Here is a 13,380-nt window from a genome sequence, read left to right on the forward strand (position 1 = left end):
TCGCGGTATAATTTTCTGATTTACCATCAACATCAGTGATAGTGATTGAAGCTTCTTGGCCATCTTCAACATTGGTCACCGTGCCAACTAATGCGCCATTACTGACCTCGGCAGAGTTGTAATACTCATCACCAAAACCATCAAAATCCACACTGATGTCCGCCAACGTATCTTTGACGATGGTATCGCTAGAAGTGGCGGTATTGCCTGCAACGTCCGTAACGCTTGCTTCTACCGTTAGCGTACCTTCCGCAAAGGCTGAATAATCTTGACCAGTGAGAGTCCAAGTACCACCAGACACAACCGTGGAATAATCAACCGAGGTGCCAGCACTATCCGTAATAGTAATGAAAATGGTTTGCCCATCTTCAACATTTAGTACCGTTCCAACCAATGCGCCATTGCTCACTTCTGCTGAGTTGTAATACTCATCATCCGATGCAGAGAAATCGACGCCAATACTAACTAGTGTATCTTTGACGATGGTATCGCTAGATGTTGCTGTATTGCCCGCAACGTCCGTAACGCTTGCTTCAACCGTTAGCTCACCTTCAGCAAAAGCAGAGTAGTCTTGTCCGGTTAGAGTCCAATTACCACCGGATACCGTCGTTGAATAATCAAGGGATTTTCCTTGGCTATCCGTAATAGTAATTGAAATAGTTTGACCATCTTCCACATTTGCCACGGTGCCAACCAATGCCCCATTCGAGACCTCTGATTGATTATAAAACTCATCATCAGAAGCCGAAAAATCAACACCAATGTTCACCAAAGTATCTTTAAGGATGGTATCTGTGGACGAAATCGTATTACCCGCTACATCTGTTATGCTCGCGACAACGGTCAGCTCACCCTCAGCAAAACCAGAATAATCTTGGTCTTTCAAACTCCATAGGTTGCCAGATACCACTGAGGTATAATCAATAGACAAGCCATTACTGTCAGTAATTGTAATGTTTATTGCTTGGCCATCTTCGATATTAAAAGTGACACCAATAAGAGCGCCTTTACTCACTTCATTTTGATTGTAATAGTTGTCGCCAAACCCATCGAACCTGACAAGGATTCGATCGAGCGTGTCTTTTACTATGGTGTCTGTCGCTGAAGTAGGGTTTCCGGCAATATCAATGGTGCTTGCAACAACAGTGAGTTCACCTTCGGCGAAATTGGAATAGTCTTGGTTTTCGAGCGTCCAGCTATTTCCAGAAACGACTGTTGAGTAACTCACAGACAGGCCTTTACTATCCGTAATCGTGATGGAGATAGTTTGACCATCTTCTACATTTTCGACAGTACCTAATAAGGCACCACTCTCGACTTCAAACTTGTTGTAAAACTCGTCACCAAAGCCATCAAAATCGACATCGATTGTGGCTAGGGTGTCTTTGATTGTGGAATCGTTGGCTGTAATGCTATTACCAAAGTCATCTGCAATAATCGCATCGACCTTAAGGTCACCTTCCGCGAGCGAAGAAAGATCGACGCCGTCGACGACATAAGCTTCGTCATTTGTGATTGCGGAAGTGGTGACTGTGTTGCCATTAACATCGGTGATGGTCAGAACAACAGTACGCCCGTCTCGAACATCCACAGCCGTGCCCGTAATCGTGACACCTGGTACTTCGAACTGGTTTTCGTAACCGTCACCGCCATCTAATATATCGACGGTTAATATTGCGCTAGGTAACAGCGCATCTAGGTTGCCATCGTTTGAAGTGGTGTCTTCTTCTTCATATTCTGTCGGTCGAGTATCAAAGCCCGCGTCTGCGAGTGTTTCGTCTAATGTGGAGCGGACATAAGCAATAAAAGAAGCGCTGGAGCTGGGCTGTTCGTTGGCAGAGTTCTGTTGTTGAGGTGCACTTTCAATATTGTTAACGAGTTGGGAGACCACCTCTTCCAACTGTTGCTCAACAGCGGCTATTTGCGGCTCAGTTAAGGGCTGAGCCTCTTGTAAATTCTGAGGTTCAATGCTGACGACTTGCACGCCTTCAACTTTTGGCTGCGTAGCAGGTAATTGAAGCCAAGTACCATCAGGGAAGACTTGCCAAACAACACCACCAACTTCGATATATAAAATAGGATCCATCCTAAACCTCTTCCTTACAAAAGCGCTGACCTTGAGTACATCCATTTACTCAATAAAAGGCTGGAGAAATCAGCGAACTATTTCAAATTAATACTAGCAAACAACAAACCATTAACAGTTAATTAATTATCACTAATACGCTGTAAAGTAAACCGATAGGCTGTGACTTGCATTCAGTTATATCTATCATCACAAAATACATTCAATGAATGTGTCATAATGTTGAAATTACTGGTTAATTTTCAAGGAATGTCATGACTGCAACGAACTATCTCAACCAATTGAATCAAAAGTATCTTGCGACTCATAAAGCGAAAGAAGACTTCTTTTGGGATACATATATGGGGATCAGTGACGACCACGATGGTTCGACACTCGCGCAGACTCAGTGGACGGAATTTCTTAGCTCTGCCGAACAGATTACTGCTATCGAAACGCAACTCGCTGTTATCGATGAAATTCAAGATCCCCTCGAAAAAGAGAGTACACTGACAGGCTTGAATGGTTGGTTAGCGACCTTTAGATCTCATGCTATTGAGTCTGAGCAGTCACAGAAGCTTAAAGCCGATCTCATAAAGTTTGAGGCTGAACTGTTTGAGAAAAAACAAAATCATGTGATGACTTACGTAAATGAAACTGGTGATGAAACAGAAGGGTCACTGCCCGTTTTAGGTTCAGCCGTTAGAAGTAATGGTAATGAACAAGTTAGGCTTTCTGCACATCAAGCATTATTAGATTTAGAGCAATGGCTGCTGGCTAACGGCTTTATTGAGCTGATCAAAAAACGTAACCAATTTGCTCAATCACTGGGGTTTAAAACCTTCTTTGATTACTCGGTGGTAAAAACCGAACAGATGACGACAGAACAACTGTTTACGATTCTGGATGACTTCGAAGCACGCACGCGTGATAGCCATCAGCAAAGCCTAGCCAATTTGGCAGAGCAGAAAGGCGAGAATGCACTTCAAGCCCATAACTTTACCTACTCTTTTGCAGGTGACGTTATGAATGATCTTGATCCTTATGTTCCGTTCTCAAAGTCACTTCGACGCTGGATTGAATCTTTTGGTCGCCTCAACATCGAATACTCTCAAGCGACATTAAAATTGGATCTGCTTGATCGTAAAGGTAAGTACCCTAATGGCTTCTGCCATGGCCCTATCCCTTCTTTCTATGACCAAGATGCTTGGGTTGCGGCCCAAGTTAATTTCACTAGCAACGCTAAGCCCGATCAAATAGGCAGTGGCTATGATGGGATTAACACGCTATTTCACGAGGGCGGCCACGCAGCGCATTTCGCCAACGTTAAGATGAACGCGCCTTGTTTCTCTCAAGAATTTGCACCAACCTCGATGGCTTATGCCGAAACTCAATCCATGTTCTGCGACAGCTTGTTGAATGACGCCGATTGGCTCAAACAATACGCGCTTAATGCAGATGGCCAAGCAGTACCTGACGAGTTAATCAAAGCAATCATCGATAACAAACAACCCTTCAGAGCCTATCAAGAACGCAGCATTTTAGTGGTTCCGTATTTCGAGCGAGCACTTTACGAATTGGCGGATGAAGATCTGACACCTGAAAAGATCACCGCTCTTGCTCGTAGCAGTGAGAAAACGATTCTTGGATTAGCTTGTAGCCCTCGCCCATTAATGGCGATCCCGCATCTGTTGTCGGATGAAGCGTCTTGCGCGTATCAAGGTTACCTGCTGGCTCATATGGCGGTGTATCAAACTCGTGCATATTTCACCGATAAGTTTGGCTACTTAACGGACAACCCAAAAATCGGCCCTTTGTTAGCTAAGCACTATTGGCACCAAGGCAATAGCGTGAATCATAATGGGACAATCGAAAGCCTGACTGGGGAAGGTTTTAATGCAAAATACCTCGCTGACGAGTGCAACTTATTGCCAGAAGAAGCTTGGGCGATTGAGGAGCAAAAAATCAAACAGCTGTCGACAAGAGAACGTGCACCAGTCGCGGATTTGAATGCGAAGGTATCGATCGTTGATGGAGCAACTGAATTAGCGAATAATGCAAAGTCGAATGACCAAATGTGTGATGATTTTGAGCACTTTATTATTGAGCAATACGGTCGATAGATTGAGTTTTAATGCTAATGAAAAAGGCAAAAATGAGTAGTGACATAACTCATTTTTGCCCCATTGTAATCTAGACCTTTTACTCATTTACAACCTGTTCATGAGCTTTCCCCTACGAAAGGTTATCTGAAGCAATGTGTTGTCCAAGTTATATGCAAAGGCTATTTACCCCGTCATATCTGTTGGTATTGTTGAAGGTTAAAAAGAAAGAAGGCATTATTGGCCCATAAAATACGGACAGTCGACGTATAGAAAGCGTTATGAGCTTCCAAGAATAGAAGGAAAATATGGCAGTTTTAGAAATTCTGACTGCACCAGATCCAAGGCTTAAGGTCAAAGCGGAAAAGGTGCAAGATCTCTCCACGGTACAAACATTAATAGACGACATGTTGGAAACGTTATATGCGACTGACAATGGTATTGGTTTGGCTTCAACTCAAGTTGGTCGTAAAGAGGCCGTTGTTATTATTGACCTTTCCGAAAGTCGAGATGAACCATTAGTTTTGGTTAATCCTGAAGTGGTTAGCGGCTCGGATAAAACATTGGGCCAAGAAGGTTGTTTATCAGTTCCTGACTATTATGCCGACGTAGAGCGTTTTACTTCAGTTGTTGTGTCTGCTTTAGATCGCGAAGGTAAACCAATGACCATCGAAAGTGATGAGTTTCTAGCTATCGTAATGCAGCACGAAATAGATCATTTGTCGGGTAACTTGTTTATTGACTATCTTTCACCACTTAAGCGTCAAATGGCTATGAAAAAGGTTAAAAAGTACGTTAAAGCGCACTCTTAACTTCCGTCTATCAATATAGGTTATTACATCCTGTTGGCTGCGTGAGTAGCCAATGCTTTTCGAACAACAAAGTTATCTGCTTCGCTTTGTCATTTCGGTCATTAAACATTGCTTACGACAAACACATATAGAAGGTCTCTTATTGTGGTCTATCCGCAGCCAACCACTATTGGCTAGGCCATTAGACATTTATTGGTTGATAATTACGGTATGACAGAATCGCTTGGTGATCACGCGAGTTAGCCATCGTGACTAACTCAGAGCTGCCCCGAAGTTTGTTACGCTTCCAAACACGTCACAGATAATTAGCTAGTTTTGATTTACAAAAAATAATGTGTGGCAATGACCCCATTTCCTTCATTGACTCGCGAAAGGCTCTCCTATTAAGTCACTCGATTTAGATGAATGACAAACAACGTTTTGCTCATCTCTTAGAAACCAAGAAATCCATTTTCGCTTCGAGTTTAAAACGAAGCCCTCCTCAAAGCTAATTCCATTGATAATCAACCCGTCGATATTTTCATCATACGCTTTAGTGGTGAAACGCCATTCTTCACTATTTATTCGCTTTCCTTGAAGAAGAGCGTCATTGAGGCGTTGGCTCATAACGACGATGGCTAGACCTTCAGTTTCACTGATACCAAAATCTGGCTCAGAGATACGACCGACAGCAACTGGTACCTTTAAAGTGCACTCCTTTCCATCTTGAAGAGTAAATGAGTAGATTGCATCTCCTATTCGACCGTTAAGCCAAAGGAGTTGTCCTTGAGTCATGTTGTCGACAGACAGAGTTCCAAAACCACCTGTGGGAGATATAGTTTCGGCCCAGCTAGATGTTGAAACAAAGACCGATAAAAACAGATGTAGAATGGCTACTTTTTTCATGCTGAAGCCTCCACGTCGAAGTTAGTATTGGTCGATTGAGCTAACAAAGATATTAACCAAAACGGTCCTACTATCGGTATGAAAAAGACCAGTACCCAATAACTTGATTTGTTGATATCGTGCAGTCTACGAACAATTACTGAAAGCATAGGGATGAAACTTACAACGCTATAAATCGTGTCGAACCATGTTGTCATATTCATAGCAATATCTGCCGCAATGCATCCCATCGCTACTAATGTGTGTACTAAAAGAAACATCCAACATTCTTTACGGGACGAACAACCAGAAAAGTCTAAACTTCGCTTCCAAGCTAAAAAATAGTATTTCATAAATGCCACCTCAATATTTGACTGATGGTGATATTTTGCCTCGGAACAAGTGGTGTGTACGTCTCAAAACAGGTTTTAGGTCGTTCTTAAACCTGTTTTGGTCTATATTGCGTTTTCAATTGTATTTCATAGAGTTATCCTTGATATTCACTGAAAGTGAGAACTCATTTATCCATCTAGGACTTGCTATGCTTGCGATACCCGTCCCGTTCGTTGTTTCCATGTTACTTGGACTACTAGCGATATCACTTTATGCCAAGCTTTCCCAGCAGGGTAAAGTCGCTAGCATGTTTTTAGGATTATGTGCTTTGACGACCGCAATGGTTGGTTTACGCTGGACATTTGGATTTAGCATTTTCAGCATCGCGCAACCTATTCTGGCCTCCATAATTCCTGTTGCTGCGTGGTATGCGTTTGCACATGCCAATCGTGATTTAGGCACCTTGCCTATTAAGCATTTTGTTGCGCCATTATTCGTCGTAATTAGCGCTGTATCTCAACTTTGGTTGGCACTTCCATTAGATGTACTACTTACTTTAATTTACGCTTGCTATGGAGTGGCACTAATTCGCTTTTCGTCAAGAGAAACAGCACTGATTAATGTCTCGTTAGGGAATTGGGAAGGAGTAAAGAAAGCGGAGAATATTGCGGGATGGGTGCTGATATTTTCAGCGTGTGTAGACACGCTCATGTCGTTAGATTTTACTTTTAATCAAGGTGGATTTTCACTGTACATCATTACTGCGGCACATTTGACTCTTCTACCCGTGTTATCGATAGCTGTAGTTGTCGTGGGTATTAATACGCCTGTTTCAGATGAGTTAAAATCTAAACAAATCAGTCACAATGACGAGACAAGCAGTTCCCAGGTAATGACCAGTGAGAGGGCTCACGAGATCACTTCTCTGTTAGACTCCAAAATCCGACAAGACAGACTTTACTTAGACCCTGAGCTAACCCTTTCAAAACTGACACGAAAGTTAGGCATACCAGCAAAACAAATTTCAATTGCAGTTAATCAGGTACACGAAAAGAATATTTCTAAGATCATAAATGGGTATCGCATAGAACATGCCAAGCACTCCTTGGATTTGTCACAAGATACTATTACGCAAATATTCATGAATTCTGGTTTTCAGACCAAGTCTAACTTTAATCGTGAGTTTTCAAGAGTCGTGGGAATGACCCCAAGTGAATACCGTAAAAGTAAAGCTCAACAGTCTAAGTAAGATTCACTATTAATATTGAATATCTAAGAGCCAACTTTGCCGTACATGAAGTAATTCATAATTTGCTAAATTAGCAGGTTCGCTAACTTGGAAATGCCCCATTGTGTGTTCACTTCGATGAGTGAACTACATCGGCAATCTATTTTTACAATACATAAACTAATGGTTAGGAAAAGGCCCGACACATTTTCTTTCTTCACTCTAGGTAGTCAGCATATTTAGATAGTATGGACAATAGGATAGAGTCAGACCATACTCCAGTCAAAAAGCTCATCGAAGCGATTCAAGATCTTTAAAGGTTACGGAGACTGAATAAGAGTCAATTTGATTGTTGGTTACTCTGTGACCGGGGGGAGGTGAGAGTGCACGAGGGGTCAGCGTTTTTGAATGAACTCTTCAATACCTTTACAGTTGAAGTATAAAATGAGGCGGCCAAATAGCCGCCCCAGACACACCATCTGACTTGTTTATCCACTCATTCCTTTAAGCCAAAAATTAATTCAATTTCATCATCAAGTCTTCTGCCCGTTGGTATAAAACCAAGCTTTTGATAAATAGAGAGCGCATTGCCTTTTTCTTTATCCATCGTGGTCAGGGAGACGCCTTTTAAACCGGTAATGGAAGCGTATTTCTTACTGAAGTTAATCGCTTGACTCCCCAATCCTTTTCCTTGGAAACGATGGTCAATCATGACGCGCCACACGTACAAATGATCCTTTTGAAAGTGATCATCGAACTTGTCGAGTAGTCTTGGATCGATAAGAGAGATGAGCCCTGCTGGCTTGTCGTCTAAATAAATGCCGTAACTGACGCTATCGTCGTTGAAACTCGCCTCTGCAAGCCATTCTGCGTTATTAGCAATGAGATGTTTTTGGGACTCTTCCACAGAGAGGTCGATAATGTCATCGATGGTGTTACCGTTTATTTTTAAAAAGCTAACGTTATTCATGGTCATCTCCCTTGGATAGGTATTTATCTAAAACTATTTGCGCAATATAAAGATCTTGATAGGCAATTCCTGAGCTATCAAAAATAGTAATGTCGTTTTTGTTCCTTTCTTTTAATTGAAGCTTGTCACCGATCTGATAGATCTCTTTATCTGGCGCATGCTGGAACTCACCAATCGTTTTGGACTGAGATAAATAATCACAATAGAGGGTGGCGTTCTCAAATAGCGATGGTGGAAGTTCCTGTTTTCCTATTTTATCTGCTCCCATTGCAGAAATATGAGTTCCAGGTTTTACCCATGAAGATTCAAACAAAGGAGCGGTGGACGCTGTAACGGTAACAATAATATCTGCGCTTTCACAGGCTTCTTGAGCGGATTTGATGTCTGTTGTTAACCCTTCTTTGCTTAGCTCTTTCGCTAGTTGGTTGGCGTTAGTCTGATTTCTACCAACAATCAGGACTTTAGATAGATTCCTAACTTTTGAAATGGCAAGCGCTTCGTATTTAGCTTGATGACCTGTGCCAAATAACGCGAGTACAGATGAATCTTGTCTCGCCAGTAGATCAACAGCGATGGCATCAGCTGCTGCAGTTCGGTAGGCATTGACCAAACTTGCTGACAAAATGGCTTTCATTTCCCCCGTATCCGGTGAAAGAAGAAAGATATGAGTACCATGGTTCGGTCGCCCAAACTGATTATTGCAAGGCCAATAGCTTCCCATTTTCCAACCAAGTAATTGATTTGTGCATGCTGATTTGAGTGAAAACATTGAGCCTTCGATCGGGCCTGATGCGTTAACGACCGGAAATATTGATGAGTGCTGATCTTGTACTGAAGAAAATGCCGCTTTGACCGCTTTGTATGCCAGCTCGTGAGAAATTAACGCTGCTGTCGTTTTTTCATCTAGATAAATCATGTTTACCACCCTGAAACACGTTGCCATTGCTCAATTTGACCCTCGACCAAGTCAAAGACATAGTATTTACTGTGCATCGCGCTTGTAGAGCATGCATGATTTGGGACGATGTGTACTCTAGAACCAATGGGAAAACATTCGAAGTCGATCTCGCTTCCAGAAGCCGCTTCGAGTATGCCGTGCTCTTGATTTACCTGCACTACTTTCAGTATTTGACTCTCTTGGCCATTCGGTTGGAGAACCACGCCATAACATTGTTCGTCATGACCTTTATCTAAAGAAAGAGCCATCCATCCAGCATCAACAAATATTTGCCCCCTCGATTTGTTGTGTCCAATAACACTACTTACTACTGAGATTGCGATATCGTTTAAAGTACATACTCCAAGCCGATGCATCACTAAGTCAAACAATGAATAGACGCCAGCTCTGACTTCTGTGATTCCACTTGTGTTTGTGTATGAGCATGCCGTCGGGGTAGAACCCACGCTGACTATTTCGCAGTAAATCCCAACCGACTCGAGGCGTTTCGCCGCAAGTTGTGCAGTCGCTACTTCATTACTGGCGGATTGGTTTAACGCTTCTCGAGACTTACAGTGGTAAGACTCACCTGCGTGGAGCATCACCCCTTTAAAATTGCCCAAACCCTTACCTAAGCTCTTAGCCATTGCAATCAGGGCTTCGGAATCTGCACTTACTCCACCTCGGTGTCCGTCGCAATCAATCTCTATCAGGCAGCTAATAACACACCCACGTTCTTGACAGTAGGCGTTAACGAAATCGACTTGTTCCATGCTATCAAGTAAAACCACAATACTCATACCACGTTTCAGTAGCAGTTCGACTCGCAATAGCTTTTCTTTTGATATGCCAACAGCATAGAGAATGTCTTTACAACCATAACTGGTAAGCTGTTCTGCTTCTTCAAGGGTGGATACAGTGATTGGATCCTCTATAGAGTCAATTAAGTACGGAAGCGCATCTAACGATTTTACGGTCTTAAAGTGGGGCCTTAGTGGTGTGCCTAGTTTCGACATATGGCTGCGCATTTGAGCAAGGTTGCTCAAAAATTTTTGTTTATCCAAATAGAGAAATGGTGTGCCGATGGCATTGTATTTTTTTTCTAAATCAGGGTGTTCCGTATGCTTAATCATTTCATTTACCTAAACTTGCAAAGTGAAGTTAACTATTGATGAAATGATTATGAAGTAGGAAGAAGTTGAATTATATTAACAAAAATCTACTTATACATTAGGTTGGAAGTTAATGTTGACGACAGAAGATATTCGATTTCTTGTGGTAGTTTCTAACCATAGAACATTGGCAGATGCGGCTCGTACGCTCAATATAACGCCACCATCAGTCACTCAGCGTATTCAACATATCGAAAAGAAGCTATCGCTTAAGTTACTTCAACGGCCTTCGCGCGTGGTTAGCTTAACAGAAGAAGGGCGCGTTTTAGTTGATACTGGTATTTCGATCCTTGAAGATTTGGACGAGCTCACCGATAAACTCAATGAAAGCAGAGGGGATGTCAGTGGTTGTCTAAGAGTATTGGCGCCCCTTGGCTTTGGCAACGATGTGATAGCCCCTTTATTAGGTGAGTATAAAAAAGCTCATCCTCGCCTAGAGGTGGAGCTAGAGTTATCAGATAAGCCAAACTGGGCCAACCATCATAAATGGGACATTATCATCTACATTGGTCACCTGACGGATTCCAGCCTTAAGATGGTGAGTTTAGCCCCAAACAAGCGCTTTGTTTGCGCTTCGCCCGAGTATTTATCACGTTATGGACAGCCTGAAACTCCGCAAGATCTTAAGAAGCATCAATGTATTGCGTTGAGAGAAAATAATGAAGATGTCACGTTGTGGAGCTTTACTCATACAGTCTCAGGATCCATAGAAAATGTTCGAATTCGTCCTTCACTTGCAAGTAATGAGGGCAGAGTGATTAAAGACTGGGCCTTAAGAGACTTAGGGATTATCATGCGATCTGAATGGGATATTCAATCACAGATTGATAGTGGTAAATTAGTGCGATTATTGCCAAATTATGAGCTTCCAAATGCCGATATTGTTGCCCTCGTGAGTTCTGCTGCGCATGAGAGGTCAGCGCGAGTCACTGGCTTTTTATCTCTATTAAAAGATCAATGCCAAAAAGCGCCGTGGTTAAGTTGATAGTATGTTGTTATCAGAGGTGTGCTAGCGCCGATCATGGCAAACACACCTTTGCCCCAAGACGTGTTTAGTGCGCATGAAACCAACATGAGATTTATTTGTGCAACAAGCTGCTGCACAATTAGTAAATTGCCTGCTTCATCGAATGTCCAACAGGCTGCTGGACAAACTCCAACCCCAATTTTGCAACAGCCTGTTGCAAAATTCACTATGAAGCACTTCTGCCCCAAAACAATTTAGAGTGTTTGCTTAGTTTAAAAATGTTATTGGTGATTTACTTTATCTTTTTTCATATATGTCTTTAATACATTCTTTTTTGGGTTAGAACGGTATGCTTTCTTCGAATAGGGCTTGTTTTTCGGGTGCTACGCGCTGAGCATAGTAATTCAAGATAGGTGGGCGCGGAGAATTTTCTATTAATATTTTTTTATCTTCGAGTAGAATTATTAATTCTACATATGTCTTAATTGATAAAGAACAAGGACTTATTGTGTAATTTGGCTGAGCTGAGATCTCAAGAAATGAGTCACGCATTTAATACATACTGGAATTAGTCAAAGCACCATCAACTCTAAGTATTGGTCTATGAACACACTTCATCTAAAAGCACTGTTATTAGCCGTAGAAACTGGATCGATTTCTGCCGCGGCACGTAAACTGGGTAAAAAGCAATCTCAGGTTAGTCAATGGATTTCTGATCTGGAAATCGATCTGGGGGTTAACTTCTTTGACCGAACAGGAAATAAAACCACTTTGAGTAAAGACGGGGAACGTTTACTTCCCCATCTTACTCATACACTGAGCCACCTTGATAAGTTTGTCCAAGGTGCTGAAATGCTTATGCAAAATGAGCCGACTGTACTGACCATAGGGATTGAAAACTACATCCCTGACATTGTGTTTACGCAACCTCTAGCCTCTGTTTTAGATTTACCCCATTTGAGTGTTGAGGTCTATCGCGATGAAAGAACCCAACTGGAGCAAGACTTAGGCGATGGTCATGTAGATGTCATAATTACCCATGAGTCGGAAACTATTCATCACAAACATTTCGATTATTGCCGTCTAGGGTACTATAGAGAAATTCTAGTCTGTAGTCCTGACCATCCACTGGCTCAGTTATCTCACGTTACCAGTAAGGACTTGAGTGAATACCGCGAGTTAGTATGGGGTGAAGTAAGTAGCGAAGACAACGATGGTTTTAGCCCGTGTTACTGTGTGTTCTCAGATATCGATCCCCTCATAGCTATGCTCAAACACAATAAGGGATTTGCGTTTTTACCAGAGGAGTGTGTTAGCACGCAAATCGAAAACGGCCTACTGGTTGCTCTCAAATGCGACTTCGAACTCTCTGGCATTGACCGAAAAGTTGAGCTGTGTTGGCGCAACGGACTAACCCTTTCTGAAAGTGGGAGTATGGTAATTAAAGCCTTTAAACACTACCATCTTCTGCCCCAGAAACACCAATACAAGTAGCGAATTAGTCAGACGCTGCGATAAGCGCATCCCACCAATCATAGATATACAGGGAGGCGTAAATAGGTAATAGCGCCCATAGCAATGGATCGTCCCATACCGTTGATGTGGTGCCAATAGCCGCTATCGCCAAGATCATAAGCTCAGAAATACCAGTAAAGAGAAGTAGCTTAGTGAAGTGAACCAGAATTCGCTGAATCTGATTAGCAAGCTGAGTTTTCTGGTATGTCGCTTCAAACACGCCAATAATACCAGCAGCCATCATGAGCCCAATAACGGCTAAAATCGCCGACTGATTACCATGTTCCATATCGCGCATGCTATCGAAGGTGCAGCTAAACAGTACCGGGACAAGGATCACCAGCAGTATTAGTTGTTTCAGGCTCACTTCAATATAGAAACGTTTACGTAGCACTCTTACCTCCGTGGAAAAAAT

Annotated in this window: 12 protein-coding genes; 5 read left to right on the forward strand and 7 right to left on the reverse strand. The window is 42.3% G+C overall.

Annotated elements, in window-relative coordinates:
- The coding region (locus AB4323_RS16465) for an Ig-like domain-containing protein (RefSeq protein WP_372152903.1) at window positions 1-2,086 on the reverse strand (2,086 nt) is incomplete at its 3' end.
- 254 nt (window positions 2,087-2,340) lie between these two features.
- On the opposite strand from AB4323_RS16465, the gene AB4323_RS16470 reads away from it, so the two are divergent.
- Together AB4323_RS16470 and def are read left to right on the forward strand one after the other, a co-directional pair.
- Entirely contained in the window at window positions 2,341-4,188 is a 1,848-nt protein-coding gene (locus AB4323_RS16470) for a M3 family metallopeptidase (RefSeq protein WP_372152905.1), read from the forward strand.
- Window positions 4,189-4,475: 287 nt separating this feature from the next.
- The gene (gene def, locus AB4323_RS16475) at window positions 4,476-4,979 is read left to right on the forward strand and encodes a peptide deformylase (protein WP_016785410.1); all 504 of its coding nucleotides are present in this window, start codon (window positions 4,476-4,478) and stop codon (window positions 4,977-4,979) included.
- Between the two features lie 357 nt (window positions 4,980-5,336).
- On the opposite strand, the gene AB4323_RS16480 is transcribed toward def, so the two are convergent.
- Entirely contained in the window at window positions 5,337-5,864 is a 528-nt protein-coding gene (locus tag AB4323_RS16480; RefSeq protein WP_065584844.1) for a hypothetical protein, read from the reverse strand.
- The gene (locus AB4323_RS16485) at window positions 5,861-6,196 is read right to left on the reverse strand and encodes a DUF805 domain-containing protein (protein ID WP_065584845.1); all 336 of its coding nucleotides are present in this window, start codon (window positions 6,194-6,196) and stop codon (window positions 5,861-5,863) included. The genes AB4323_RS16480 and AB4323_RS16485 overlap by 4 nt, the downstream gene beginning before the upstream one ends.
- A gap of 188 nt (window positions 6,197-6,384) precedes the next feature.
- Between AB4323_RS16485 and AB4323_RS16490 the strand changes: the two genes are divergently transcribed.
- Window positions 6,385-7,425, forward strand: a complete 1,041-nt coding sequence (locus AB4323_RS16490; protein WP_372152907.1) for a helix-turn-helix domain-containing protein — start codon at window positions 6,385-6,387, stop codon at window positions 7,423-7,425.
- 475 nt (window positions 7,426-7,900) lie between these two features.
- Here AB4323_RS16490 and AB4323_RS16495 read toward each other — a convergent pair whose 3' ends face one another.
- The 3 genes from AB4323_RS16495 to AB4323_RS16505 are packed head-to-tail and all read right to left on the reverse strand — an operon-like array spanning window position 7,901 to window position 10,444.
- Window positions 7,901-8,374, reverse strand: coding sequence for a GNAT family N-acetyltransferase (locus AB4323_RS16495; RefSeq protein ID WP_069597207.1), 474 nt, complete (start codon window positions 8,372-8,374; stop codon window positions 7,901-7,903).
- The gene (locus tag AB4323_RS16500; RefSeq protein WP_017066871.1) at window positions 8,367-9,290 is read right to left on the reverse strand and encodes an ornithine cyclodeaminase family protein; all 924 of its coding nucleotides are present in this window, start codon (window positions 9,288-9,290) and stop codon (window positions 8,367-8,369) included. The genes AB4323_RS16495 and AB4323_RS16500 overlap by 8 nt, the downstream gene beginning before the upstream one ends.
- 2 nt (window positions 9,291-9,292) lie before the next feature.
- Entirely contained in the window at window positions 9,293-10,444 is a 1,152-nt protein-coding gene (locus AB4323_RS16505) for an alanine racemase (protein WP_372152909.1), read from the reverse strand.
- 112 nt (window positions 10,445-10,556) lie between these two features.
- Here AB4323_RS16505 and AB4323_RS16510 point away from each other — a divergent pair, with 112 nt between their 5' ends.
- Window positions 10,557-11,468 (forward strand): LysR family transcriptional regulator, encoded by a 912-nt coding sequence (locus AB4323_RS16510; RefSeq protein WP_017066873.1) that lies wholly within the window; start codon window positions 10,557-10,559, stop codon window positions 11,466-11,468.
- Between the two features lie 585 nt (window positions 11,469-12,053).
- Window positions 12,054-12,944, forward strand: coding sequence for a LysR family transcriptional regulator (locus AB4323_RS16515; protein ID WP_017065035.1), 891 nt, complete (start codon window positions 12,054-12,056; stop codon window positions 12,942-12,944).
- A 4-nt stretch (window positions 12,945-12,948) separates the two neighbouring features.
- Here AB4323_RS16515 and AB4323_RS16520 read toward each other — a convergent pair whose 3' ends face one another.
- Complete coding sequence (locus tag AB4323_RS16520) at window positions 12,949-13,359, reverse strand: hypothetical protein (protein WP_017065034.1); 411 nt, start codon at window positions 13,357-13,359, stop codon at window positions 12,949-12,951.
- Between the last annotated feature and the right edge of the window lie 21 nt (window positions 13,360-13,380).

Source organism: Vibrio sp. 10N.261.52.C11, from assembly GCF_041471405.1.
GTDB lineage: Bacteria > Pseudomonadota > Gammaproteobacteria > Enterobacterales > Vibrionaceae > Vibrio > Vibrio crassostreae_C.